General features: G+C 70.6%; 22 protein-coding genes, 2 tRNA genes and 1 riboswitch. Of the genes, 16 read left to right on the top strand and 8 right to left on the bottom strand.

Going from position 1 to position 25,421, the window contains the following annotated elements:
* Positions 1 to 46: 46 nt before the first annotated feature.
* Positions 47 to 132 (bottom strand) — tRNA-Leu (locus AB0C25_RS29530).
* A gap of 206 nt (positions 133 to 338) precedes the next feature.
* Between AB0C25_RS29530 and AB0C25_RS29535 the strand changes: the two genes are divergently transcribed.
* From AB0C25_RS29535 to AB0C25_RS29570, 8 genes are all read left to right on the top strand, one after another.
* Complete coding sequence (locus AB0C25_RS29535; protein ID WP_007454122.1) at positions 339 to 1,127, top strand: DUF3662 and FHA domain-containing protein; 789 nt, start codon at positions 339 to 341, stop codon at positions 1,125 to 1,127.
* Between the two features lie 6 nt (positions 1,128 to 1,133).
* Positions 1,134 to 1,619 carry an FHA domain-containing protein gene (locus AB0C25_RS29540; RefSeq protein WP_357377351.1) on the top strand — a complete coding sequence of 162 codons (486 nt, stop codon included), beginning with the start codon at positions 1,134 to 1,136 and terminating at the stop codon, positions 1,617 to 1,619.
* Positions 1,616 to 3,079: a PP2C family serine/threonine-protein phosphatase gene (locus AB0C25_RS29545; protein WP_357377352.1), complete on the top strand. Its 1,464-nt coding sequence runs from the start codon at positions 1,616 to 1,618 to the stop codon at positions 3,077 to 3,079. The genes AB0C25_RS29540 and AB0C25_RS29545 overlap by 4 nt, the downstream gene beginning before the upstream one ends.
* Positions 3,080 to 3,109: 30 nt before the next feature.
* A complete protein-coding gene (locus AB0C25_RS29550; protein WP_357377353.1) occupies positions 3,110 to 4,600 on the top strand; it encodes an FtsW/RodA/SpoVE family cell cycle protein in 1,491 nt (496 codons plus the stop codon).
* Complete coding sequence (locus AB0C25_RS29555; protein ID WP_357377354.1) at positions 4,597 to 6,102, top strand: penicillin-binding protein 2; 1,506 nt, start codon at positions 4,597 to 4,599, stop codon at positions 6,100 to 6,102. The genes AB0C25_RS29550 and AB0C25_RS29555 overlap by 4 nt, the downstream gene beginning before the upstream one ends.
* A 1-nt stretch (position 6,103) precedes the next feature.
* The gene (locus tag AB0C25_RS29560; RefSeq protein WP_357377355.1) at positions 6,104 to 7,510 is read left to right on the top strand and encodes a protein kinase; all 1,407 of its coding nucleotides are present in this window, start codon (positions 6,104 to 6,106) and stop codon (positions 7,508 to 7,510) included.
* Entirely contained in the window at positions 7,507 to 9,324 is a 1,818-nt protein-coding gene (gene pknB / locus AB0C25_RS29565; protein WP_357377356.1) for a Stk1 family PASTA domain-containing Ser/Thr kinase, read from the top strand. Before AB0C25_RS29560 ends, pknB begins: the two co-directional genes overlap by 4 nt.
* Positions 9,325 to 9,390: 66 nt before the next feature.
* A complete protein-coding gene (locus AB0C25_RS29570) occupies positions 9,391 to 10,089 on the top strand; it encodes an ElyC/SanA/YdcF family protein (RefSeq protein ID WP_357377357.1) in 699 nt (232 codons plus the stop codon).
* 47 nt (positions 10,090 to 10,136) lie between these two features.
* Here the strand turns inward: AB0C25_RS29570 and AB0C25_RS29575 are convergent, their stop codons facing one another.
* The 4 genes from AB0C25_RS29575 to AB0C25_RS29590 are packed head-to-tail and all read right to left on the bottom strand — an operon-like array spanning position 10,137 to position 13,444.
* Positions 10,137 to 10,787, bottom strand: coding sequence for an aminodeoxychorismate/anthranilate synthase component II (locus tag AB0C25_RS29575; protein ID WP_357377358.1), 651 nt, complete (start codon positions 10,785 to 10,787; stop codon positions 10,137 to 10,139).
* A 2-nt stretch (positions 10,788 to 10,789) separates the two neighbouring features.
* On the bottom strand, positions 10,790 to 11,062 hold the full coding sequence (locus AB0C25_RS29580) for a hypothetical protein (protein ID WP_357243216.1): 273 nt from the start codon (positions 11,060 to 11,062) through the stop codon (positions 10,790 to 10,792).
* Between the two features lie 4 nt (positions 11,063 to 11,066).
* Entirely contained in the window at positions 11,067 to 12,647 is a 1,581-nt protein-coding gene (locus AB0C25_RS29585; protein ID WP_357377359.1) for a class E sortase, read from the bottom strand.
* A complete protein-coding gene (locus tag AB0C25_RS29590; protein WP_357377360.1) occupies positions 12,644 to 13,444 on the bottom strand; it encodes a DUF881 domain-containing protein in 801 nt (266 codons plus the stop codon). Before AB0C25_RS29590 ends, AB0C25_RS29585 begins: the two co-directional genes overlap by 4 nt.
* Before the next feature lie 221 nt (positions 13,445 to 13,665).
* Here AB0C25_RS29590 and AB0C25_RS29595 point away from each other — a divergent pair, with 221 nt between their 5' ends.
* The 5 genes from AB0C25_RS29595 (at position 13,666) to AB0C25_RS29615 (ending at position 19,940) form a co-directional block, all read left to right on the top strand.
* Positions 13,666 to 13,929 (top strand): cell division protein CrgA, encoded by a 264-nt coding sequence (locus AB0C25_RS29595; protein ID WP_357377361.1) that lies wholly within the window; start codon positions 13,666 to 13,668, stop codon positions 13,927 to 13,929.
* A gap of 208 nt (positions 13,930 to 14,137) precedes the next feature.
* The gene (locus tag AB0C25_RS29600) at positions 14,138 to 16,336 is read left to right on the top strand and encodes a (Fe-S)-binding protein (protein WP_357377391.1); all 2,199 of its coding nucleotides are present in this window, start codon (positions 14,138 to 14,140) and stop codon (positions 16,334 to 16,336) included.
* A 106-nt stretch (positions 16,337 to 16,442) separates the two neighbouring features.
* Positions 16,443 to 17,765, top strand: a complete 1,323-nt coding sequence (locus AB0C25_RS29605) for a hemolysin family protein (protein ID WP_357377363.1) — start codon at positions 16,443 to 16,445, stop codon at positions 17,763 to 17,765.
* Complete coding sequence (locus tag AB0C25_RS29610) at positions 17,758 to 18,759, top strand: hemolysin family protein (protein WP_357377365.1); 1,002 nt, start codon at positions 17,758 to 17,760, stop codon at positions 18,757 to 18,759. Before AB0C25_RS29605 ends, AB0C25_RS29610 begins: the two co-directional genes overlap by 8 nt.
* Positions 18,760 to 18,926: 167 nt before the next feature.
* Positions 18,927 to 19,940, top strand: coding sequence for an NlpC/P60 family protein (locus AB0C25_RS29615; RefSeq protein WP_357377367.1), 1,014 nt, complete (start codon positions 18,927 to 18,929; stop codon positions 19,938 to 19,940).
* 55 nt (positions 19,941 to 19,995) lie between these two features.
* Here the strand turns inward: AB0C25_RS29615 and AB0C25_RS29620 are convergent, their stop codons facing one another.
* The gene (locus AB0C25_RS29620) at positions 19,996 to 21,972 is read right to left on the bottom strand and encodes an N-acetylmuramoyl-L-alanine amidase (RefSeq protein ID WP_357377369.1); all 1,977 of its coding nucleotides are present in this window, start codon (positions 21,970 to 21,972) and stop codon (positions 19,996 to 19,998) included.
* Between the two features lie 234 nt (positions 21,973 to 22,206).
* Positions 22,207 to 22,342: riboswitch (cyclic di-AMP (ydaO/yuaA leader) on the top strand.
* A gap of 13 nt (positions 22,343 to 22,355) precedes the next feature.
* On the opposite strand from AB0C25_RS29620, the gene AB0C25_RS29625 reads away from it, so the two are divergent.
* Positions 22,356 to 23,396 carry an NlpC/P60 family protein gene (locus AB0C25_RS29625; RefSeq protein ID WP_357377371.1) on the top strand — a complete coding sequence of 347 codons (1,041 nt, stop codon included), beginning with the start codon at positions 22,356 to 22,358 and terminating at the stop codon, positions 23,394 to 23,396.
* 63 nt (positions 23,397 to 23,459) lie between these two features.
* On the opposite strand, the gene dcd is transcribed toward AB0C25_RS29625, so the two are convergent.
* Positions 23,460 to 24,038, bottom strand: a complete 579-nt coding sequence (dcd, locus tag AB0C25_RS29630; protein WP_285792496.1) for a dCTP deaminase — start codon at positions 24,036 to 24,038, stop codon at positions 23,460 to 23,462.
* A gap of 99 nt (positions 24,039 to 24,137) precedes the next feature.
* On the opposite strand from dcd, the gene AB0C25_RS29635 reads away from it, so the two are divergent.
* Positions 24,138 to 24,698 carry a pyridoxamine 5'-phosphate oxidase family protein gene (locus AB0C25_RS29635; protein ID WP_357377373.1) on the top strand — a complete coding sequence of 187 codons (561 nt, stop codon included), beginning with the start codon at positions 24,138 to 24,140 and terminating at the stop codon, positions 24,696 to 24,698.
* A 238-nt stretch (positions 24,699 to 24,936) separates the two neighbouring features.
* Positions 24,937 to 25,010 (top strand) — tRNA-Gly (locus tag AB0C25_RS29640).
* Between the two features lie 95 nt (positions 25,011 to 25,105).
* On the opposite strand, the gene AB0C25_RS29645 is transcribed toward AB0C25_RS29640, so the two are convergent.
* Positions 25,106 to 25,421, bottom strand: a 316-nt coding sequence (locus AB0C25_RS29645) for a hypothetical protein (RefSeq protein ID WP_357377375.1), incomplete at its 5' end; no start/stop codon positions are given.

A 25,421-nucleotide genomic window follows, 5' to 3' on the forward strand; every position in this document is an offset into this window, starting at 1 on the left:
CCCCGATATGACGGAAGGGCCCCGCGGTAAGCGGAGCCCTCGTCGCTGGTGGGGATGGGGGGAGTTGAACCCCCACGCCCTTTCGGGCACACGGACCTGAACCGTGCGCGTCTGCCATTCCGCCACATCCCCGTGGCACAACCCGGAACACTGTAGCCGCCCCGGCCCCGCTGTCTCCAACGGCCTCGGGAATACTACGCTGTCCCAGGTGCTCGCCACGAGCGGTTACCGTTCGTGGCGGACGAAAGATTAGCACGGCAGTCCCGACCCTTCCGAACGGGTCGGGAGCAGGTGGCCGAGCGGCGTGTGAGCTGCGCGCGCGCCGGCCGGATACCATCATGTCCTCGGGACCCGAGGAGGAGCCGGTGAGCGTGCTGCAACGCTTCGAGAAGCGTCTGGAAGGCCTGGTCGAAGGGGCCTTCGCCAAGGTCTTCAAAGGGGTGGTCCACCCCGTGGAGATCCTCAACGCCATGCAGCGGGAGGCCGAGGCGCACAAGGCGATCCTGGCCGGTGGGCGCACGTTGGTGCCCAACCGCTACGTGATCGATCTCTCGCCGTTCGACCACAGTCGGCTGGCGCCGTACGCCGCTGCGCTGGCCCAGGAGTTGGCCCAGTCGCAGGCGGAGTTCATCGGCGAGCAGGCCTGGACTGTCTACGGCGACGTGATCGTCGAGATCGAGCGAGGCGAGGGTCTGGACACGGGCATGTTCCGTGTCACAGCCGAGGTCTACACCGGTGGCGAGGTCGCCCCGGTGTCGGCGCCCGGCTACGACGCCGGCCCGCCCGCCTACCCGGCGTACGACCAGGGTGGTGGCTACGGCCCTCCGCCCGGGCACGGTGGCGGTCGCAACGTGCGGCTGGTCTCCGGTGACGGTCGCACGTACCCCCTCCAGATGGGGTCGACGGTGATCGGTCGCGGCGATCAGGCCAACCTGCGTCTGCCCGACGTCGGCATCTCCCGGCGACACGCCCGGTTGGATTTCGACGGGGGCCAGGTCGTGCTGACCGATCTGGGGTCGACCAACGGCACCATGGTCAACGGGCAGCGGGTCTCCGCTGTCGCACTGAACCCTGGTGACATGGTCCAGCTCGGCACGACGACGCTGACCTTCCGCGTGGACGGCTGACCCGCCTTGCCGGAACTGGTCATCACCGTTGCCCGGTTCGGGTTCCTGATCCTGCTGTGGATCTTCGTGTTCACCGTGGTGGGCGTGATCCGAAGGGATCTCTTCGCGGGCGCCCGCTCCGGTCGTCTGGTGGCCGCGCCACGCGCGGTCGGCGCCTCGACGGGGCAGGCGGCGAAGCCGGCGAAGGTGAAACGGGGCAGGGCGGCGCACCAGCTGGTAGTGACAGCCGGTCAGCTGGCCGGCACCAGGATCACTCTCGGTGACGCGCAGATCACCATTGGCCGAGCTGAGGACTCCACCCTGGTCATCACCGACGACTACGCCTCCGCGCGACACGCCCGGCTCGTGGCGCGTGACGGGCAGTGGTTCGTCGAGGACCTCGGCTCGACTAACGGCACGTACCTCGATCGCGCTAAGGTCACCGGACCAACCCCCGTCCCCCTCGGCGTGCCGATCCGGATCGGCCGCACTTCCCTCGAATTACGGCCATGACTCTGACCCTGCGCTATGCGGCCCACAGCGACCGCGGTCTGATCCGAGACGGCAATCAAGACTCCGTCTACGCCGGACCGCGGCTACTCGCCGTTGCCGACGGCATGGGCGGCATGGCCGCCGGTGACGTCGCCAGCAACATCGTCATCGGTGCCATGGCGCCGCTCGACGAGGACGTCCCCGGGGACGCTCTCGTCGACGCGTTGCGTTCGGCCGTCGGCACCGCCAACCAACAACTCCGCGACACGGTGGACGCCAACCCGCAGTTGGAGGGGATGGGCACCACACTGACGGCGACCCTCTTCACCGGCAGCAAGCTGGGGATGGTCCACATCGGTGACTCGCGGGCCTACCTGCTGCGCAACGGTGAGTTCGCGCAGATCACCAAGGACGACACGTACGTCCAGATGCTCGTCGACGAGGGTCGGATCAGCGCCGAGGAGGCGAGCAGCCACCCGCAGCGATCGCTGCTCACCCGGGCCCTCGACGGCCGGGACATCGACCCGGAATACTCGGTGCGCCAGGTGCTGCCCGGCGACCGTTACCTGATCTGCAGCGACGGCCTGTCGGGTGTGGTCAGCGCCGAGACCATCGGCGAGACCCTGCGGGAGTACACCGACCCGCAGAAGTGCGTCGAGCGGCTGGTGCAGCTCGCGCTGCGCGGCGGCGGACCGGACAACATCACCGTGATCATCGCGGATGCCACGGATCAGGACATCGTCGAGGCGAGCCCGATCGTCGGCGGTGCCGCCGCCCGGGACCGGGGTATGGCGACCTCGGCGGACGACTCAACTCCGGCCGCCCGAGCCTCGGCGCTCGCCGCGCCGCGTCCGGCCGCGCCGGAGGAGCCGGCGGCGTCGGACGACGAGCCGGACCGGCCGAAGCGCCGCCCGGTGCGGACCGCCGCCATGGCGGTTGCCCTGCTGGTGATCATCGGCGGCGCGGCGTTCGGGGGCTGGACGTACACCCAGCGGCAGTACTACGTGGGAGCCACCGAGGAGGGCCAGGTCGCCGTCTTCCGTGGCGTCCAGGGTCAGATCGCCGGAATGGACCTCTCCACCGTGCACCGCCGCAGCGGCACCCGGTTGGACGACCTCACGGTCGCGGCGCAGGACACCGTCAAGGTCGGCATCCGGGCCAAGAGCGAGCCGGACGCCGAACGCCAGCTCGCCGAGCTGACCAGCGACACCCCGAGCAACCCCAACCTGAAGCCGCTCTGCGCGCTCGATCCGACCGCCGCGGCGAGCGGTACGCCGACACCGGCCGATCCGTCGCCGAGCCCGAACGGCAGTCCGAGCACCATCGCGTCGCCAACCTCCAACGGGGTTGCCAGCGCGAGCCCGACCGTCGGTGCCACCGCCGCTGTCGGTGCGACCGGTTCCTCCACCACGCCCGACAACACGCCCTCCGACTCGGCCACGCCGGCGCTCGACCCGGCCACCTGCCGGTCTCCTGAGTGAGCGTCGGCTGAGATCCCAAGGACTCCACCTGTGACCGTAGCGGCCACACCGGCACCCTCGCCCGCCACCGCGGGCGAGCAGTCCGGCGTACGCCTGGCGCGGTCGCGCCGCAACGCCGAGCTGTCCCTGCTGCTGCTCGCCATGGCGTTGGTGGCCGCGTACGGGGCGACCGTCGAGGCGAACCTGCTGGACACCGTCACCCCGGACTTCTGGATACCCGCGGCAGTGCTCGGCGCGGTCTTCCTCGGTCTGCATCTGGTCATCCGATTCCTCGCCCCGTTCGCCGATCCGGCGCTGTTGCCGGCGGTGGCCCTGCTCAACGGGCTCGGGGTGGGTTTCCTCCGCCGGATCGACCTGGGCGACGCCCCGGTGGCCGAGCGGGAGAGCCTGGCCGTCTTCGCGGGGCAGGGCGGGCGTCAGTTGGCCTGGACGCTCGGTGCGGTGATTCTCGCCGCCAGCCTGCTCGCCATCATGCGCGACCACCGGTCGATCTCGCGATACGCGTACACCCTGGGGTTGGCCGGCATCGTGTTGGTGATGCTCCCGGCGGTACTGCCGGCGAGCATCTCCGAGAGAAACGGCGCGAAGCTGTGGATCGATCTCGGCACCTTCTCCATCCAGCCGGGTGAGTTCGCCAAGCTGGCGCTGCTCGTCTTCTTCGCCTACTACCTGGTGCGCAAGCGCGAGGTGCTCTCGCTGGCGAGCCGACGCTTCCTCGGCATCGACTTCCCACGCGGGCGCGACCTCGGCCCGGTGGTCGGCGTCTGGCTGGTCAGCCTCCTGGTGCTCGTGTTCGAGAAGGACCTGGGCACCTCGCTGCTGTACTTCGGCATGTTCGTGGTGACGCTCTACATCGCCACCGAACGCGTCAGTTGGCTGCTGATCGGCCTCGTCCTCTTCTTCGGCGGCGCCTACCTCGCCTACGTCCTCGGCTCGACGGTCGGCGGCCCGTTCGCCAACTTCTACGTCCGGGCGGAGATCTGGCTCGACCCGTTCGCCGACCCGACCGACAAGGGCTACCAGCTCGTCCAGGGCCTGCTCGCCCTGGGCACGGGCGGGCTCTTCGGCGCCGGGCCGGGCGGCGGTCAGCCGGACATCCTGCCCGAGGTGCAGAACGACTTCATCTTCGCCGGCATGGGCGAGGAGCTCGGTCTCTTCGGTCTCTCCGCCCTGCTCGTCGTCTACCTGTTGATCGTGGAGCGGGGGCTGCGGGCCGCGCTCGCGGTGAGGGACTCGTTCGGCAAGCTCCTCGCCGGCGGTCTCGCGTTCACTCTCGGCCTCCAGGTCTTCGTGATCGTCGGCGGGATCAGCAAGCTCATTCCGCTGACCGGTCAGACCACCCCGTTCCTGTCCGCCGGTGGCTCGTCGTTGATGGCCAACTGGTTGCTCATCGCGGTGCTGCTGCGGGTCTCCGACGGCGCCCGCCGCCCGGTCGGCGGGAGCGCCAGCAAGGCCGCCCGACCCACCGGTGGTGCCCCGGAACAGCTGCACGGTGCTCCCACGGAGGTGATCAAGCCGTGAACGCACCACTGCGCCGCGTCGGCGTCGTCGTCATGGTCCTGTTCGGCCTGCTCTTCGCCAACCTCAACTGGGTGCAGTTCCAGAAGGCCGACGAGTACCGCACGAGCGACTACAACGGTCGGGTCCAGGTTGCCGACTACAAGCGCAAGCGCGGCAACATCGAGGCCGGCGGCACCGCCGTGGCGACCAGCAAGGAGACCACCGGCAAGCTGAAGTTCCTGCGCACCTATCCGGGCGGCGCGGAGTACGCCCACGTGCTCGGCTACAAGCCGGTCAACCTGGCCGACAAGGGCATCGAGCAGGTGGAGGACGACTTCCTGGCCGGCAACAGCGACCAGCTGATCGGCGACCGGATCAAGGACATGTTCACCGGCGACGAGAGCGGTGGCGGCAACGTGCTGCTCAGCCTCTCCAAGAAGGCCCAAAACGCGGCGTACAACCAGCTCCGCAACAACCAGGTGGGGGCGAAGCGGGGCGCGGCCATCGCCATCGATCCGCGTACCGGGGCGGTCCAGGCGCTTGTCTCCATGCCCAGCTTCGACCCGAACCCCCTGGCCAGCCACACCGGCAGCGAGGCGGCCGCGGCGTTCAACAAGCTGGACCAGGACCCGGCGGAACCCCTGAAGAACCGCGCGCTGGCCGAGACTCTGCCGCCGGGCTCCACGTTCAAGATCGTGGTCGCCGCGGCGGCGCTGGAGAACGGCGTCACCAAGACCACCCAGATCCCGGCCGGCCCCAGTTGGACTCCGCCCACCTCCGGCACCCCGATCAGCAACGCCGAGCAGTCGATCTGCCCGCAGCCGAAGGTCACCCTGCTGACCGCGGTCACCGACTCGTGCAACACGGGCTTCGCCCAGCTCGGCGTACGGCTCGGCGCCGACACGATCAAGGAGAAGGCCCGCCAGTTCGGTTTCGAGCAGGAGGACCTCACCGTCGGTCACCTCGGCAAGAACGGTCTGCCCACGGCGGCCAGCCGGACCGGAGACATCCAGAACCCGGACGGCACCACCGATGAGGCCGCACTGGCCCAGTCCTCGATCGGCCAGAACAACGTCCGGATGACTCCGCTCGAAGGTGCCATGATCGTCAGCGCGATCGCCAACAGCGGCAGGCAGATGCGGCCGTACCTGGTCCAGCAGTTGCTGGCCCCGGACCGGACCACCAGTTACTACACCGCGAAGCCGCAGGAGCTGCGTCAGCCCGTCGAGCCGCAGGTCGCCGCCGACCTGCGCGAGATGATGGTCAGCGTCGTCCAGAACGGCACCGGACGGAAGGCCGCGATCAGCGGCTACACGGTCGGTGGCAAGACCGGCACCGCGCAGTCCGCGCCGGACCGGCCCGACCACGGCTGGTTCATCGGCTTCGCGCTGGACAAGAACGGCACCCCGATCTCCGCGGTCTGCGTGATGCTCGAGCAGGCCGGTCCCGGCGGCAGCGGCGAGGCAGCCCGGATCGCCGGCCAGATCATGAAGGCCGCCATCGCCGACCCCGGGGGCCGCTGACATGCTCAGCCCCGGCGTCCAGCTCGGCAACCGCTATCGTCTCGACGAGCGGATCGCCAGCGGCGGCATGGGCGATGTCTGGCGCGGCACCGACCAGGTGCTCGGCCGGACGGTCGCGGTCAAGAGCCTGCTCCCCGCCCTGCTCGACGACCCGGACTTCGCCGAGCGGTTCCGTGGTGAGGCCCGCACCATGGCCACGATCAACCACCCGGGCGTGGTGGACGTCTACGACTTCGGCAACGACCAGCAGATCGCGTTCCTGGTCATGGAGTACGTCGAGGGCGACGCCCTGTCGTCCACGCTGAGCCGGGTCGGCCGGCTCACCCCGGCCCGGACGATGGCCCTCGTCGCGCAGGCCGCGGACGCGTTGCACGCGGCGCACGAGAAGGGCATCGTGCATCGCGACGTGAAGCCGGGCAACCTGCTCGTCCGGCCGAACGGCACGCTGGTGCTCACCGACTTCGGCATCGCCCGCTCCGACCTGGTCGGCCAGCTCACCGCCGCCGGTTCGGTGCTCGGCACCGCCTCGTACATCTCACCCGAGCAGGCCACCGGAGGCGTGGCCACCCCGGCCTCGGATGTGTACGCGCTCGGCGTGGTCGCCTACCAGTGTCTCGCCGGGCGGCGCCCGTTCGAGGGTGACAACCCGCTCGACATCGCGATGCGGCACGTGCGGGAGACGCCGCGGCCGCTGCCCGCCGACATCCCCCCGCAGGTTCGCTCGGTGGTGGAACGGGCGTTGGCCAAGGATCCGGCCGCCCGCTGGCCGAGCGCCGCCGCTCTCGCCGGGGTCGCCCGTCAGCTCAAGGCCGCGCTCTCCCAGCAGGCTCGGGCCGGCGCCAACTCCGCGCCGGTCTCCGCGGCGCCCGCCTCGCCGGCCGCGCCTGGCCGGGCGCAGGTGCCGCAGGCGCACCAGATGCGTCCGCCGACTGCCCGCCCGCCGGTGGCCGGGCCGAGGCCGACAGCGATCGCGCCCGTCCAACAGCCACGCCCTACCGCCGTCGCGCCGTCCGTCCAGTCCGCCCGGCCGCCGGCCGCACCGAACGGGTACCCGCGCGGTGCCGCGGCGGTGCCGTCGGCACCGCCCCGACAGCAGCAACCGGCGGCGTACGCCCGGCAGGCCGTTCCGTCGGCGCCGTCCCCCGAGCCGCGGCGGTCCCGGCCTGGCCTGGTGCTCCTCGCCATCTTGCTGGCCGCGCTGGTCCTGCTCTGCTCCGGCGTGATTTCCTACAAGCTGAAGCAGTCGCAGGCCGGTGAACCCGTCGGGACGAGTGCGGGCACCACGCCGGCCGGCGCGCTGCGACTCGACGGACGCGACGATCCGACCCAGACGTCGTACCGTCGGGAGATACGACTCCAGCCGGGCGACGGCGGGACGACGACGAGCGAAGGACGACAGACGCGATGACAGCGCAGGCCCGCCTGCTCGGTGGCAGGTATCAGGTCGGCGAGCTGCTCGGCTACGGCGGCATGGCCGAGGTGCACCGCGGTCGCGATCTCCGGCTCGGTCGGGATGTCGCGATCAAGATGCTTCGGACCGACCTGGCCCGGGACGCGACGTTCCAGATGCGGTTCCGCCGGGAGGCACAGAACGCCGCCTCGCTCAACCACCCGGCCATCGTGGCGGTCTACGACACCGGCGAGGAGACCGCGCCGACCGGTGAGACACTGCCGTTCATCGTGATGGAGTTCGTCAACGGTCGGACCTTGAAGGAGGTCCTCGGCGCCGAGGGTCGGCTGCAGCCGCGCCGGGCGCTGGAGATCTGCGCCGACATGTGCGCCGCGCTGGAGTTCAGCCACCGGCACGGCATCATCCACCGGGACATCAAGCCCGGCAACGTGATGCTCACCCAGACCGGCCAGGTCAAGGTGATGGACTTCGGTATCGCCCGCGCGTTGGCCAGCGGCGCGACCACCATGACGCAGACCAGCGCGGTGATCGGCACGGCGCAGTACCTGTCCCCGGAGCAGGCGCGCGGCGAGGCCGTCGACGCCCGCTCCGATGTGTACGCGGCAGGCTGCGTGCTCTTCGAGCTGGTGTGTGGGCACCCGCCGTTCGTCGGGGACAGCCCGGTGAGCGTCGCCTACCAGCACGTACGGGAGACGCCGCCGACGCCGAGCGACATCAACCCGGACGTCACCCCGGCGGTCGACGCGATCGTGTTGAAGGCGTTGTCGAAGAATCCGCTCAACCGCTACCAGAGCGCCGGCGAGATGCGTGCCGACCTGCTGCGCGCCGCCGCCGGCCGGCCCGTGTTGGCCACCCCGGTGCTGCGTGAGGCGGAGACGGTGGCGATGGCCCCGGCCGGCGGCCGGGGCGGATACCCGGCTCCCGCCGGTGGGCAGCAGACCGGTCAGATGGCCCGGGTGGGCGATCCGCGCCAGCGCAAGGCGTCCTCCTGGCTGATCGCGACGTTCAGCGCGGTCGGCGTGCTGGCGGTGATCGCCCTGGTCGTCGCCCTCCTCTGGAACCAGCAGCAGGAGAAGGCCAACAAGGCGGTACCGAACCTCACGGGCAAGGCCCAGGCGGTCGCGATCGCCGAGATCCAGAAAGCCAACCTGCAGCCGAAGGTTGGTGACCCGGTCCGGGACAACGACTGCACGAAGGGCACGGTCGCCAGGCAGGATCCGCCGCCGGGTACTCGGCTGGCGAAGTCCGGAACGGTGACCATTCAGCTCTGCGACGGCAAACCCGACGTGAAGGTCCCCCCCAATCTGGTCAACTCCCAGTACGAGCTGGTCAAGTCCCAGCTTGAGGCCCAGGGGTTGGAGGTCCAGGACAAGCAGGTGGAAAATGCCGCGCCGAAGGGCACCGTGCTCAAGTTGAATCCGCCGTCGGGGACCATCCTCGCGCAGGGCAGCACGGTGGTCGTCGACGTCTCCAGGGGCAACGTCAGCAAGGTGCCGAACGTGCTCAACTCGACGCGCGACGAGGCCGCCGCGGAGCTTCGCGAGGCGGGTTACAACGTCGACTTCCGCGACGGTGACGAGGTGCCGGCGGATCGGGCCGGTCGGGTCGAGAAGCAGAGTCCGAGCGCGGGCACCGCACTGGCCAAGGACAGGACCGTGACCATCGAGATCGGCGTACCGGAGAAGGTCGTCGAACCGCCGCCCAGCGGCACGCCGACCAGCACGCCGTCGGCCACGCCGACCACGCCCGGCTCCGGGGGCGGCGTCGGTCTGCCGTTCCCGCCCCCGCCGAGCCGGCTTCCCGAGGACTAGGGCTTTGACACACGCCCTAGGCGTGTCCAAGCCCCTGGCCGGCCGGTGGCCGCCTCAGGCGGCGGTGTGAGTGACGCCGAGGTGGCCGGCGGCGGGTCGGTGGTGCGTCGACGTCCTCGACGCCGCAGACGTCTGGTCATCCTCGGGGTCGCCGCGCTGCTGCTCGCCAGTCTTCCGTGGCTGTGGACGACGCTCGCCGCCCGCGGCCACGTGTACACCGAGGCCGACGCGCCGGCCGCCGACGTGGTGATCGTCCTCGGTACCGCCGTGGCGGCCGATCGGCAGCGGCCCGGTGAACGGCTCGCCGGACGCCTGGAGACCGCTGCCGAGTTGGTGACCAGCGGGCGGGCCAAGGTCGTGCTCGTGTCGGGTGACGGGGGCGGCACGTCGGGTGACGAACCCGCGGTGATGACGGCGTATCTCACCGGGCTCGGTGTCGATGCGCGTCGCGTGGTGGCCGACCCGTTCGGCCTGGACACGTACGACAGCTGCGCCCGAGCGCGCGAGGTGTACGGCGTCCAGCGAGCCCTGATCGTGACCCAGTCCTACCATCTGTCCCGGGCGGTGACGCTGTGCCGGCATCTCGGCCTCGACGTCGACGGGGTCACCGCACGGTGCGGCGACTGCGGGCCGTTCCTGCTGGCCGGGAAGTCGGTCCGGGACTACTTCGCCAGCGGCAAAGCGGCGTGGGACGCGGTCCGTGGTCGCCCGCCCGCGGTCCGCTCGCCCGCGGATCCGGCGGTGCGGGACGCGCTGCGCGGCTGATCCGGCCAGCGTGCCGTCCACCGGCCCGCTGATCGGGTGGCGCGGCCTCAGGTGGTGACGAAGGCCGACCGGCGGCGGGCGTCGACCTCGGCGGCCAGTGCGGGCGCGCGCTCCAACGCCTCCTGGTGACCGCAGCCGGCCAGCCAGTTGGCCAGCATCAGGTGACCGCCCTCGGTGAGCACCGACTCCGGGTGGAACTGGACGCCCTCGATGGGGAGGGTCCGGTGCCGCATCGCCATCACGACGCCGGAGCCGGTCCAGCCGGTGACCTCCAGCTCGTCCGGGAGCGTGTCGGGCAGCACGGCGAGGGAGTGGTACCGGGTGGCGGTGAACGGGTCGGGCAGGCCGGCGAGTACGCCCACCGACTGGTGCCGTACCTCGGAGGTCTTGCCGTGCAGCAGCTCGGGCGCTCGCGTCACGGTCGCCCCGAACGCCTCACCGATCGCCTGGTGACCCAGGCAGACACCGAAGATCGGCAGCTGGCCCGCGTACTGCCGGATGACGTCCAGGCAGATTCCGGCCCGGTCCGGGCTGCCCGGCCCCGGGGAGAGCAGGATGCCGGCCGCGCCCACCCTGCCCACCGCGTCGACGTCGATCTCGTCGTTGCGGCGGACCTCGCAGGTCACGCCGAGCTGACCCAGATACTGCACGAGGTTGAAGACGAACGAGTCGTAGTTGTCGATCACCAGGATGCGCATTGTCACCTGCTTGGGGAGGGTGGCGCGGGGTTGTTCTGATCGGTGTCGTACGGAAGTTCGTGCTCGTCACCAGCCGGGGCGTCGCCGGTCGCCGGGCCGCCGCCGCCCGATTCCGCGGGGGACTCGACCTGCACGTCGTCGAAGGGCAGCAGGGGCTCGGCCCAGGGAAAGGCGACATACCAGAGCAGGGCCACCGTGGCGGCCACCAGCAGCACCGAGCCGATCAGCTTTCCGGCCAGGCCGAAGGGAAGCTTGCGCCAGATGAACGAGTACATCGGGTCAGCCTCCCAGCTCCGCCGGGCGGCCCGCCGTCTTGGGTTGGGTGCGTTCCAGCTCGGCGTGGATGATCAGGCGTTGGTAGTTGTCGAACTTCGGGTTGCACGTGGTCAGGGTGAGCATCCGCTTGGTCGGCTTCTTGTTCGGCTCGCCGGGCACCGGTGCCACCACCTCGACCTGGGTGGGCCGGACGATCTGTGACCGCGACACCAGGTAGACGTACCAGTCGGTCTTGCTCTCGACCACGATCGCGTCGCCCTCGTCGAGCTCGTCCAGCCGCCAGAAGGTCGCCCGGTTGCGGTGGCCGGCGACGGAGAAGTTGCCCACCTGGCCGGGCAGGGCGCTAGCCGGGTAGTGGCCCGGGGCGAAGCGGATGTCCTGCTGGGTGACGCCTTCGACCACGACCCAGTTCTTGTCGAGCTTGGGGATGTAGAGGCCGGCGAGCGGCTTGCCGCGTACCGGGGGCGTCGGTTTGACGCTCGGGCCGGCCGACGGAGCGACCGTCGGGTCGTCGGACGGGCCCCACTCCTGGGCCAGGGCCTTGTTGAGGTCGTTCTGGTGGGCGTCGACGATGGCCGACTTGCCCCACACCTCGTAGCCGGCGAAGAGCAGCACCACCAGGCCGAAGGTGATCAGGACTTCGCCGGTGACGCGGACACCGGTGCGGATTCGGGAGCCGAGCGACGGGCGGGTGAGCTCGGAGTAGACGCTCTTGTAGCCCTCGCCGGTCTGGTGGGGTCGGAGTTGGACCACCCGCTCGCCGCGCCGGGGCCGGGGCGGCTCGCCGGGGTTGTCGCCGCCACCGGTCGGCTCCTGGGAGCCCGCCGTGCGGGGGACGGCACCCATCAGCGCGGTCGAGTCCAGGGTTGGTGGCCGGGTGGCGGGGGTGGAGGGCACGGCGGGAATCAACGCGGTGGCGGCCGGGTCGGCGACGCGATCCGGCCCGGCGGGCGGAACACGGCCCGGCCCGGCGGGCGGAACACGGCCCGGCCCGGCGGGCGGAACACGGCCCGGCCCGGCGGGCGGGACACGGCCCGGCCCGGCGGACGTGGGGGCATCCGGGCCAGGGCCGGGCGTGGATGGAGCGACCGGGGAGCCGGTCGGGCGCGTGGGCCGGGCGGCGATCTGGGGGATGAACGCGGTCGGTGAGTCGGCCACCGGTGGGGTGGGCGGGCCGGACGGGGCCTGCTGACCCGGTGTGCCGGAGGTCGTCGGCCGGGTCGGGGCGTCGCCCGGGGCAGCGGGCCGTATCGGGCCCGGATTGGTCGCGGCCGGCTGGCCGGGCGCGGTCGGACCGTCGGACCCTGGGTGCGGGCCGGATCGGGGGGCGGTGCTGCCTGGCCACGGCGGGGGGGCGTCGACACCCCGGGGGCCGGGGGTCGGGTCGGCCGGGCGGGAGGGCTCCGGCGGGGCCGGCGGGCGTGACGTGCCGGGCCGGGCCGGCAGCATCGGCTCGGGCCAGTTGCCGGCCGGGGTCGGGCGGACCGGCGCCGGCTCGGGCCGGTCGACCTTGGGCAGGAAGGCGGTCGGATCGTCGGTCTGGTTCCGGTGTCGCCCGTCCCGACGCTCGTCCGGCGCGCTCACTTAGGCACCGTGGCCGAGCGTAGGGAGGTCGAATCTTCGAATGCCGGGACTCGCACCGTGGAAGCCGTTTCGTTGTAGCCGAGCTGGTAGTCGTCGACCGCGTCCTTGAACCACTGGACTCCCTCAGAGCTGGCGAGGGCCTGCTGGAGGGCAGCGGGATCGCCGATCGCTACGATCTTGAACGGTGGGGAGTACACCCGGCCGTGGAGCAGCAGGGTGTTACCAACGCAGCGTACCGCGCTGGTTGCGAGGACGCGGACGTTCATGATTGACATGGCCTCCGCTCCGCCGGCCCAGAGCGCGTTGACCACGGCCTGCACATCCGCCTGGTGCACCACCAGGTCGTCGTTGTCGGCGTTCGACTGGGTCTGGTCGAGCTGCGGCGCGTCGTTCAGCTCGACCGTGACCCCGGGTCCGCCGAGGGCGGTGAATCCGGCGGCCTGGAGGCTGCCCTGGGCGCGATCCTGCTGATCCTTGATCGGGGCGTCCGAGCCGGCCAGCATGTTTGTGCGTTGCTGGACCTCGTCGCGCAGCGTGGCGGCCCGGCGTTCGCTCGCCGCCACCTGCTCGCGCCGGTCCTCGATGAACTGGTTGAGCTGGGGCCGACGGTCCTCACGCAGCGCGGTGCCGCCCGCGGTGGTCGCGGTGGTGGTGAAGAGCAGCCCCGCCGCGGCGGCGATCAGGGGCACCCCGACCGACCAGCCCGGTCGGCGTTGACGCGGTCGCCGGGGCAGTAGCCCGGCGGCGGCCCGTCGGAGGACCTTCTGCCAGGAGGTTGCGCCGGATGTGTACTCCACCGAGCGTTCCTTCCGCGTGTCGGGGATCGGTCCGCCCCGGCCGGGCCGGTGATGCGAACAGTCCCGCCTTTTTCGGTCACTCCGTGCACCGGCCTGACCCCATTCATGGTCCGGACGGGCAATCGGGACTACGCTAGCTGTCGAACATTATTGGCCATGGACCGTCGCCCCCGCGCCCGGTTGTCAGGCCGGACGAGGTCGTCACCCCTCTGGAGAGCGTCGTGCCCAAGTCTCAGGTCCGCAAGAAGAAGGTGTACACCCCGCCGACGGACGTTCGTCCGACGACGGCGGCGTCGACGCGCAAGCCTAGCCCGGTGTGGCTGCCGGTCACCGCGGTCGCCCTGATCGTCGTCGGCATCGGCTGGCTGGTGCTCTACTACCTGTCCGAGCAGGAGTACCCGGTCGCCGCGTGGGGTTATTGGAACCTCGCGGTCGGCTTCGGCGCGATGGTCGCCTCGCTGGGGCTGCTCTCCCGCTGGCGCTGAGCCGGCTCGGGGCCGTCGCGTCGACGGTCCCACGTCAACCCACCGCGCCCCTGCCAAGCAGGCACGGGTGGGGACCCCTATGGTGTCCGCAGGCAGCGTGGCCTACTGCGAGATGACTCACGTTACCGCTGGGTAACCTTCGCGTAGGCTGCACTGCATGACCGAGCGAAGCGAGGTCATCAGGCAGCAGACCGGGGAGGCCAACTCGATGGGCAGCGTCCAGATCGTCACCACGATCCTCGCGGCCGCCATCACCGCCGTAGCGGTGTGGCTTGCGGTGCGTGCGGTCCTGAAGATGGTGGCAGTCATCCGGCTCGGGCAGCCGGCACCGGAACGGTTCACCGACAAGGTCACCCGCGCCAGGACCATGCTGGTCGAGACGGCCGGCCACACCCGGATGCTCAAGTGGGGCGTGGTGGGTGCCGCGCACTGGTTCGTGATGGTCGGCTTCGTCGTGCTGTCGCTGCTGGTGCTCGAGGCGTACTTCGAGGTGGTAACCACCGACGGTGGTCTGCCGATCATCGGGCACTGGACGATCTTCGGCCTGGTCACCGAGATCATCGGGGTGCTGGGCCTGGTCGGCATCCTGGTGCTGATGGCGATCCGGCTGCGCAACCGGCCGACCCGGCCGGGCGGGCGGTCCCGGTTCACCGGCTCGACCATGTGGCAGGGCTACTTCGTCGAGTGGATCGTGCTGCTGGTCCTGATCTTCGGGTTCGTGATCCGGGGCTTCAAGGTCGCCACCGACCACTTCGAGTTCCCGTTCTGGGCCACCCCGGTCAGTCACGCGGTCGGCGCGGTGCTCCCCAACTGGGCGGACGGGGTCAGCGTCGCCGCCGCCATCAAGATCATCATTTCGATGACCTGGCTGATCGTCATCTCGCTGAACGTCACCATGGGTGTCGCCTGGCACCGCTTCCTGGCGTTCCCCAACATCTTCTTCAAGCGTGAGCCGGCCCGGCCGGCCGGCTCCGGCCTCGGCGCGCTGCGCCCGATGACGAGCCAGGGCAAGCCGCTCGACTTCGAGGAGGCCGACCCGGAGAAGGACCAGTTCGGCGTCGCCCAGGTAGAGCAGTTCAGCTGGAAGGGCCTGCTGGACTTCAGCACCTGCACCGAGTGTGGCCGCTGCCAGTCGCAGTGCCCGGCCTGGAACACCGGCAAGCCACTGTCGCCCAAGCTGCTCATCCTGAGCCTGCGCGACCACGCATACGCCAAGGCGCCCTACCTGCTGGCCGGCGGCGGCAAGGACCTGACCGGCGAGGAGAAGGCCACCCAGGCGCAGCTCGCGCACCTGGACGTGCTGGCCCTCGCCGAGGCGGACAAGCCGTTGATCGGCACCGCCGAGGAGGGCGGCGTCATCGACCCGGACGTGCTCTGGTCCTGCACCACCTGCGGCGCCTGCGTCGAGCAGTGCCCGGTGGACATCGAGCACGTGGACCACATCGTCGACATGCGCCGCTACCAGGTGCTGATCGAGTCGAGTTTCCCCTCCGAGGCCGGCGTGATGCTGCGCAACCTGGAGAACAAGGGCAACCCGTGGGGCGCCCCGCAGAACACCCGCGAGGACTGGACGAAGGGTCTCGACTTCGAGGTGCCCCGGGTCGGCGAGGTGGACGACTTCGAGTACCTGTTCTGGGTCGGCTGCGCCGGCGCCTTCGAGGACCGGGCCAAGAAGACCACCCGCGCCGTGGCCACCCTGCTCAACGAGGCCGGGGTGTCGTTCGCGATCCTGGGCGAGGGCGAGACCTGCTCCGGTGACCCGGCACGACGGATCGGCAACGAGTTCGTCTTCCAGATGCTCGCCCAGCAGAACGTGGAGACGCTGAACGAGGCGTTCGAGGGTCGGGACAAGGCCAAGCGCAAGATCGTGGCGACCTGCCCGCACTGCTTCAACACCCTGGGCAACGAGTACGGCCAGCTCGGCGGCGAGTTCGAGGTGGTCCACCACACCCAGTTGCTGGCCCACCTCGTCTCCACCGGCAAGCTCACCCCGGTGCAGCCGGTCGACGGTGGGGTCACCTACCACGACCCCTGCTACCTGGGCCGGCACAACCGGGTCTTCGCGGCCCCTCGCGAGGTGCTCGGCGACGCCATCGAGGGCGAGCTGACCGAGATGCCGCGCAACAGTGAGCGTTCCTTCTGCTGCGGTGCCGGCGGTGCCCGGATGTGGATGGAAGAGAAGATCGGCAAGCGGATCAACGTGGACCGGGTCGAGGAGGCCATGGCCACCGGGGCGAAGACGGTCGCGGTCGGCTGTCCGTTCTGCTCGACGATGCTCAGCGACGGCGTCAACGGCAAGGGCGCCGGCGAGCAGGTCGAGGTGATCGACGTGGCGAGTGTGCTGCTCCGGGCGGTCAAGCCGGAGCAGCCGCAGGGCGGCAAGGAGACGGCACCGGTCGGCAGCTGAGGCCGTACCCCCGCGTTGTCGCAGATCGACGGCGGCGGCCCTCAGGGTCCGCCGCCGTCGTGCAAGAATCTCGCCGAGGTGAGGCGACATCGACGGCCTGCTCTTGATGACGCTGTTGCCCCTGGTTGGCTTCGTTGCGCTGACCGCGGGCAACGCGTTCTTCGTCGCGGCCGAGTTCGCCCTGGTCACGGTCGACCGCGCGGAGATCGACAGGCGGGCCGCCGCGGGGGACCAGGCCGCCCTGACGGTACGCACCGCGCTGCGCGAACTCTCCTTCCAGCTCTCCGGCGCACAGCTCGGCATCACCATCACCGCGCTGCTCACCGGCTACCTGGCCGAGCCGGCCCTGGCGCGGCTCTTCACCCCGCTGCTGCGTCCGCTGGCCGGGGAGAGCACCGGGCGCTACACCCCGTTCCTGGCGTTGGCACTGGCCACGCTGCTCTCCATGCTCTTCGGTGAGCTGGTGCCGAAGAACGCGGCGCTGGCCCGGCCCATGCCGGCGGCGCTGGCCACGGCCGGTCCGATGCACACCTTCTCCCGGACGTTCGGCTGGCTGATCCGGGGCTTGAACGGCTCCGCGAACCGGCTGGTCCGGGCGCTCGGCGTGGAACCGCAGGAGGAGCTGGCCAGCGCCCGCTCACCGGAGGAACTGGGGCTGCTGGCGGCCATCTCGGCTCGGGCCGGCGCGCTGCCGACCGACACCGCGATGCTGCTGCGCCGCACCATCCGGTTCGGCGACAAGCGGGCCGCCGAGGCGATGACCCCCCGGGTGGACGTGGTCGCGCTGCGCGCCACGGCCACCGTGGCCGAGCTGCTCGAACAGTCCCGGCAGACCGGGCGGACCCGGTTCCCCGTGTACGAGGAGACCCTGGACCTGGTGACCGGTGTGGCCGGGGTGCCCGACGCGCTGGGCGTGCCACTGGCCGACCGGGCGTCGACCATGGTCGGCTCGGTGGCCCGGGAGCCGGTGTACGTGCCGGAGAGCCTCAACCTGGACGGCGTGCTGGCCGCGTTGAAGGCGGCCGGGGCCGACCTGGCCATCGTGGTCGACGAGTACGGCGGCACGGACGGCGTGGTGACGATCGAGGACCTCGTCGAGGAGTTGGTCGGGGAGATCGCCGACGAGTTCGACCCGGCGAGTGTGGACGACGCCGACCCGGTCGAGTTGACCGTTCCCGGCGGTGAGCGCACCGTGCTCGTCGACGGGGTGCTCCGCTCCGACGAGGTGGCCGAGCAGACCGGCTTCCGGCTGCCCGAGGGCCCCTACGAGACGTTGGCCGGGTTCCTGATGGCCCAGCTCGGGCACATCCCGCTGGCCGGCGAGACGGTCGAGGCGGACGGCTGGGAGTTCACCGTGGTCGAGGTGGAGCGGCACCGGATCGAGCAGGTCCGGGTGTTGCGCCCGGCGGAACCGGACGACGATGACTGAGCTGCTGGTGACCGTCGTGCTGCTTCTCGGCAACGGGTTCTTCGTGGGCAGTGAGTTCGCGCTCATCGCGTCCCGCCGGACGGTGATCGAGCCGCTGGCCGCCGGGTCGAAACGCGCCCGGTGGGCGTTGTCGGCGATGAACCAGATCCCGTTGATGATCGCCGGCGCGCAGCTCGGCATCACGGTCTGTTCGCTGGGGCTGGGCGCGATCGCCGAGCCGGCGTTGGCGCACCTGCTGGAGCCACCGTTCCACGCGGCCGGCCTGCCCGAGCGGGCGGTGCACCCGGTGGCCTTCGTGCTGGCCCTGGGTGTGGTGGTCTTCCTGCACACGGTCGTCGGTGAGATGGTGCCGAAGAACATCACGCTGGCCGGTCCGGAGGTCTCCGCGCTGTGGCTCGGCCCGGCGATGCTGGCGTTCTGTGTGGCCACCAAGCCGCTGTTGCTGGCGATGAAGTGGGCGGCCCGCCGGGTGCTCGCGATCTGGCGGATCGAGGCGTCCGAGGCGGTGAAGACGGTGTTCACCGCCGAGGAGTTGGCCGGGCTCGTCTCGCAGGCCCGCACCGAGGGGTTGCTCGACGAGGAGCAGCACGCCCGCATCACCGGTGCCCTGGCCCTGCACAGCCGTACGGCGGCGGACGCCCTGCAGCCGTGGTCGACGGTGGTGACGGTGGCCGAGGACGTCTCGCCGGCGTCGTTGGAGGTGTTGGCGACCCGGACCGGCCGGTCCCGGTTCCCGGTGGTGCAGCGGTCGACCCGGCGGGTGCTCGGCTTCGTGCACGTCAAGGACGTGCTCGGGTACGCCGGGCAGGGCCGCCGGTCGCCGGTGCCGGCCCAGGTCTACCGGCCGCTGGCGGTGGTGCCGCCGGAGCGTACGCTGGCGGACCTGCTGCTGGCCATGCGCCGCGAGCGGCGGCACATGGTGCTGGTCAGCGACGGCCGGCGCCCGCTCGGTGTCGTCACCCTCGATGATGTATTGACGGCAATCGTTGGCTGACGGGCCAATACCCTTGGTGTGCAAGCGGTTGCACGACAGTGACAGTTACTCCACTCGCCTTGATTACCGCCTCGCGCTTCCCTAATGTGGGGCACCGACCGCTGTGGGTCGTCTGCCTCGGCCCTTCCCTCACGCGAGGCGCCCGGCGGTCGGTTGCAAAGGAGTCGGTGCCGGTGGCAACCATGCCCCCTCATCGTCACGACCTGTCTGCGTCTGCTCGGCCGGGTGGTCTGCGCCGGGCCGGTCATCGTCTGCTCGTCCTGGTCGCCGCCGCGGTGGTCGGCGCGGGCCTGCTTGCCGCCCCGGTGCACGCCGCGCCCACGGTCGACGAGATTGAGGCGCAGATCGACAAGAAGTGGGAGCAGTTGGAGCCCACTATCGAGCAGTACAACAAGGTCAGGGCGCAGCTGAAGGTCAATCGGCAGAAGTCGGCGGACCTGCAGAAGAAGATCGAGCCGCTGGCGTTGCAGAGCGAGTTGGCGCTCAACCGGGTGGGCGATCTCGCCTCCCGCTACTACATCTCGGGTCCGTCGCACGACATCGGCGCACTACTGGTCAGCGCCAAGCCGGACACGCTCACCGAGCAGCTCACCATCCTCGACCGGCTGGCCGCGCAGGAGCGCAAGGAGGTCGAGGGCGTCCTCGCCGTGCGGGCCAAGTACGACGGCGAGAAGCAGAAGCTGGACTCCCTGATCGCCACTCAGACCAAGCAGCAGAACGAGTTGGCGGCCAAGAAGAAGCAGATCGACGCCGAGATCAAGCAGCTTGAGGCGTCGATGCCGAAGACGACGGTCAAGACCGCCGGCTGCCCGACCATCAACGGTGTGCTTGCCGTGGCCGCCCAGAAGGCGATCAAGACCGCCTGCCAGCAGGTCGGCGATCCGTACGTCTGGGGTGCCACCGGCCCGAACTCGTTCGACTGCTCGGGGCTGACCCAGTACGCCTACAGGTCGGCCGGGATCTCCCTCACCCACCACACGGGAGACCAGTGGAACGAGGGCAAGGCCGTGGCGCGAGCCGAGGCCCGCCCCGGTGACCTGGTCTTCTTCTACTCGGGCCTGAGTCATGTCGGGTTGTATCTGGGTAACAACCAGATGGTGCACGCGCCACGTGCCGGTAAACCGGTGCAGGTGTCCAGCATCAACACCATGCCCGTCGCCGGGTTCCGCAGACCTGGCTGATCCACCCCGTGCGACACGACGGCCCCCGGTCACCGACCGGGGGCCGTCGTCGTGGTCAGCGGGGTGCGCCCACCGGGGACGGCAGGAGCTGCACGTCGGCCAGGTCGACGTACATGATGCGGTGGCCGAACTGGATCTGCGCGTACCTGTTCTTGCCGCGGATCACCGTCCAGTCACCGGGCGAGGAGCCGTCGACAGTGCTGGCCCGGTAGTACTCGCCCGGCAGCACCGCGCCGACGGCGTACCGCTGCCCGGCGGCAAGGGTGTACTGCAGTGGCGAGATCGTCTGGTAGGGCACGCCGGTCGGGTAGGCCGCCTGTTCCGGGTAGGCCCGTCCGTACACCGGGATGGTGGCTCGGCCGGGCTTCGGGGTGGCCACCAGTCCGACCGTCCAGCTGGCGGTGGGCGCGGACGCCGGGTTGTGGAACCAGGCCCGTTGCCCGAGATACCAGATCGCCGTCCAGTCGCCCTGCCGACCGGCCAGCGCGTACGTCTGCCCGGCGGAGGCGCGGGCGCCGTGATCCGACACCTCCATGGTGTTCGGGGTGCCGTCGGGGCGGAGCGCGATGTCGTTCACCAGTGGCGCGTCCGCGGCCGGCGCGGAGCGCAGCACCACCGCCGAGGAGCCGCGTGGCGCGCACGGCATGCCGGCGGTGACGCAGCCGACGAACGCCGGCTGGTTGGTGGCGAAGTCCGGGTCGATCCGGACCAGACCGGTGGCCGGGGTACCGGTGTCCAACCGGGGCGCGTGCAGCAGCTCGAAGTAGTGGTTCCAGTCCCAGTACGGGCCGGTGTCCCAGTGCATTCCTCGGACGTTCGCGGCGATGGTGCCGGGCACGTTGTCGTGGCCGATGATGTGCTGGCGATCCAGCGGGACGCCCAGCCGCAGCGCGAGGTGTCGGACCAGCTTCGCCGAGGTCCGGTACATCGCCTCGGTGTACCAGGTGCCCTGCGCCGCGAAGCCCTCGTGCTCCAGCCCGACCGCCTTGGCGTTGACGTACCAGTTGCCGGCGTGCCAGGCGACGTCCTTGGTCTTGACGTGCTGGGCGATGTGCCCGTCCACCGAGCGCAGCGTGTAGTGCCAGCTCACGTAGGTCGGGTCCGAGACGAGTCGCAGGGTGGTGGCCCAGCTTCCCTCGGTGTCGTGGATGACGATGTACTCGATCTTCTGCCGGGCGGGCCGGTCGGACAGGTCGTGGTTGCCGTAGTCCCCGTCGCCGAACGCCGCGTAGGGAGCCGGGATCCACTCGCAGGAGATGGTCCGGGGGCATTCCAGTCCGTCCGGGCGGGCGAGCCGACGCAGACCCAGTCGGTCCAGCCACGATCGCTGCGGCCGGATCGCCCGGGCCGGCAGCGTGATCCGTTGGCCGTCGTCGGTCACCCGCGACGCGCCGCTGCCGATGGTGGTGAAGACCTCGTCGGCGAAGGCCGCCGCGGCGTCTGCGCTGTCCGCGCCGGCGTAGCGGGCCACCGCGCCGTACCAGCTGGCCGGGTCGGTGCCGGCCCCGACCGGCGCGCCCAACTCCCGCTGGTACGAGGCCAGCAGCGCGGCCCCGCCCCGGATGTTGGCGTCGGCGTCGGTGCGCAGCGCGTCGGGGTTCGCGCCGGTCAGCGCGGCGGCGGCATCCACGGTCTGCAACGCTCCGGCGGGTGGCGCCGGGTCCTCGGCCGGCGGGGGCGCGGGTGCCAGCGCGCTACGGGAGTCGTCGCCACGCGGGTCCTCGGCGCCGGTGTCGTGGTGGCCGCCCACGGGCAGGGCGGCCACGTGTCGGGCGGCGGTCAGGTGCATGGGGCCGTAGCCGCCGCTGGTGCTGGGTGTGCCGGCGTTGCTGTCCCAGCGGGACTCCAGGTAGGAGACGCCGAGCAGCACGTCGGTCGGTACGCCGTACTCGGCCGCCGCGGCGGCGTACCGCTGCTGGCGGTCGGCCGTCGGTGTGGCGGCGGTGGCGGGTGGTGGGACCGCGGTCGCGGCGGCGACCACGGCGGCGGCGAGCAGCGCACGCCGGCCGAGGAGCAGGGTTGGATGGTGCATCGAACCCCCCAGATCTCGCGGGTGAAGATGTGGTCACCCTCGCGCCGCCCGGGAGTCCGCGTCAATACCTTTCTATGTGTCGACTCCTTGGGAAAGAATTCTTCACGTACGGCCGGTGATCCTCTCCGATCGGTACGGAGTGTCACGGCCGCACGGGTTGCGGAGTGGTAACAAGCGTCTCTACTCTGGTCATTCGTCGGCCCGATAGCAGCTCCGTCCAGCCCGGGCGGTAACGGACCGACACCGCCGAGTCGTTTCCGAACGAACCGGGGACCCATGTCCCCCGGGGTGAATCCGCAGTCACTGCGGTAGGGCGCCCACTTCCCGCCCGAACCCGTCAGCTAACCCGGTAGGCGGTCAGGAAGAAGGAGTACGGAACCCCGGTGGCACTCCATGCCCCGCGGCCGTCGTCCGAGCGGTCGGCAGCAGCCGGCCCGCCGTCGATCGCGCCGCGCCCACGCTGGTCCCGCTTCACCACCGCGCTCGCCGCACTGGCCGGCGTCGCCGTCGTCCTGACCGGCAGCGCCACCGCGGCCCACGCCGACCCGTCCGTCGCCGAGATCGAACGCCAGATCGACGCCGACTGGAACAAACTCGAACCGGTCATCGAACAGCACAACGCCACCCGCATCGACCTCGCCAACAAGCGCAGGCAGGCCCAGGCGCTGGCCGCCCGGATCACCCCGCTGGAGCGTCAGGTCGACGCCGCGATGGACAAGGTCAGTGCCCTGGCCGTACGCGCCTACAAGGGCGAGAACGTGCTGACCGTCAACGCGGTGCTGGGCAGCCAGTCACCCAGCGAGGTGGTCGGCCAGCTCGAAATGCTCGACCGCTTCGCGCACAACCAGCAGCAGGACGTCCGCGAGGTGTCCGACCTGCGCGACGAGTTGGCCAGGCAGAAGGCGCCGCTCGACGAGATGGTGACCCAGCTGACCCGTACCGAGGCCCAGTTGGCGGCGAAGAAGAAGCAGATCAACGACGAGATCGACAAGCTGCAGAAGCTGCGCCTCAAGGTGTACGGCAGCGGTGGCGGCGGTCCGTTGCGCCCGGCCCCCTGCCCCGGCAGCTATCCCGGTGGCGCCGCCGGCACGGCGGTCAAGTTCGCCTGCGCGCAGATCGGCAAGCCCTACGTCTGGGGTGCCGAGGGCCCGAACTCGTACGACTGCTCCGGGCTGATGCTGGCCGCCTGGGCGAAGGCCGGGGTGTCCCTGCCGCACAACGCCGCCGCGCAGAGCCGCGTCACCAAGAACGTCAGCAAGGGCGACCTGCGCCCCGGCGACCTGGTCTTCTACTACAGCGACATCCACCACGTCGGCATGTACGTCGGTGGCGGCTGGGTGGTGCACGCCTCGCAGGCCGGCCAACCGGTCAAGATGAAGAAGGTCGACGACGGCCCGATCCACAGCTACGGCCGTCCAGGCTGATCCGGTGTGTCGACCGAAGGGCCCGTCGCGATTCGTCGCGGCGGGCCCTCGTCGTTCACGGGGTCAGCGGGTGGGCCAGGTGCGCCAGTGCTGCCAGGCGCGGCTCGGCGTCGGCCCCCGCTGCCCCTGGTAGCGCGAGCCGTAGACCGCAGAGCCGTACGGGTGCTCGGCCGGCGAGGAGAGCCGGAAGATGCAGAGCTGCCCGATCTTCATACCCGGCCAGAGAGTGATGGGCAGGTTCGCGACGTTCGAGAGTTCGAGCGTGACGTGACCGGAGAAGCCGGGGTCGATGAAGCCGGCGGTGGAGTGCGTCAGCAGCCCGAGCCGCCCCAGGGAACTCTTGCCCTCCAGGCGGCCGGCGAGCTGGTCGCCCAGCGAGATGACCTCAAGCGTCGAGGCGAGCACGAACTCCCCGGGGTGCAGCACGAACGGCTCCCCGTCGGGGACCTCCACCGCCGACGTCAGGTCGTCCTGCTGCATCGCCGGATCGATGTGGGTGTAGAGGTGGTTGTTGAAGACCCGGAAAAGCCGGTCCAGCCGTACGTCGATGCTGGAAGGTTGGACCAGGGTGGGCTCGAACGGCTCCAGGCCCAGCGTGCCGGCCTTGATCTCGGAGACCAGGTCGCGGTCGGAGAGCAGCATCGGACCACCTTAGCGGCGGGCCTCAAAACCCCCGAATTCGGTGCCGGTGACCAGCGCGTCGAGGTCGCCGCTCGTACATTTGTTCGATAGAATGCCCACATGGCTTCCTGGTCCGAATTCGCCGCCGACGAGCCCCGACTCGCCGACGGGATCCGTGTTCTCCTCCAGCAGTACGGGCCGGGCTTCGGCTACCTGGCCACGGTCCGTGCCGACGGCGGGCCCCGGGTCCATCCGGTCTCCCCGGTCATCACCGACGAGGGTCTTTTCTGCTTCATCATCGACTCCCCGAAGCGCCGTGACCTCGAACGCGACGGCCGCTACGCGCTGCACTCGTTCCCGCCGGAGGAGAGCGACGACGAGGCGTACGTGGCGGGTCACGCCCGCCCGGTGACCGATCCGGCACGGGTCGCCCGGTTGGCGCAGGGCGCCCGCGCCGAGCCGCAGGTCGACTGGCAGCTGTTCGAGTTCACCGTCGACGTGGCGATGCTGACCCGCCGCGAGCAGCACATCACCGGCGTCCCGGGCCTCGCGCCGGCCCGGCCGGCCGTTCGGGTCTGGCTCGACCCGCATGCCCCGTCGGCGGTGGCGACCGCGCCGCTCACCGTGCCGCAGACCCGCCCGACCCGCCGCAGCCGTGACGTCCAGTGCACGGCCGCCTGACCACGGACCAGGGTCAGCCGAATGCCGGCTCCGTGCGTGACGGAGCCGGCATTCAGCCGTCCGCCCCGCCCCGCCGGCGGCCGCCCGGCATGATCCACTCCGTTTCGGTGATATCGCGGTGTCCCGGCCGCTCGGATGCCCCGACTTTCAGGACCCCGAGTGGATCAACCCGGGCCGAGCGGCGGGCGGGGGTACCTGGGTGCACGGGCTCGACGACTCGGGTACAGTGGTGCCGCTTGCGGGTGTAGTTCAATGGCAGAACATCAGCTTCCCAAGCTGACAGTGCGGGTTCGATTCCCGTCACCCGCTCCACCGCGAAGGCCCTGGCCAGGACTTGCCTCCTGGTCAGGGCCTTCGCCGTCGCTGGCCGCCACCTGACAGGTGCGGGCCGAGAGTGACAGCCGCGCTCAGGTGCGGATCAGAGCGATGATCAGACCGGTTACCGCACTGATGAAGGCGGCGAGTGCCAGGATAATTCCGCGCGCCGCGTGGATGCCTCGAATCACGCCAGGTGAAACCTGTCGTGACTCCTCGTTGTCCGCGCTGGGCGGCCTTGTTACGGTCATGGAGGTGCCTTCCTTCGAGCTCCAGCGGGCTTCGGGCAGGTGATCTGAAACGGCATCCGTGGCTAGTACTCCAGCAGGAGATCCGTTCTGACCTGCTGCGGCGGTGTGGTTTTGTCCGTGGGCAGGGAGCAGCCACCGCTGAGTCTCGTGGTTGTGT

Source organism: Micromonospora sp. NPDC048839, assembly GCF_040649915.1.
Lineage (GTDB): Bacteria > Actinomycetota > Actinomycetes > Mycobacteriales > Micromonosporaceae > Micromonospora.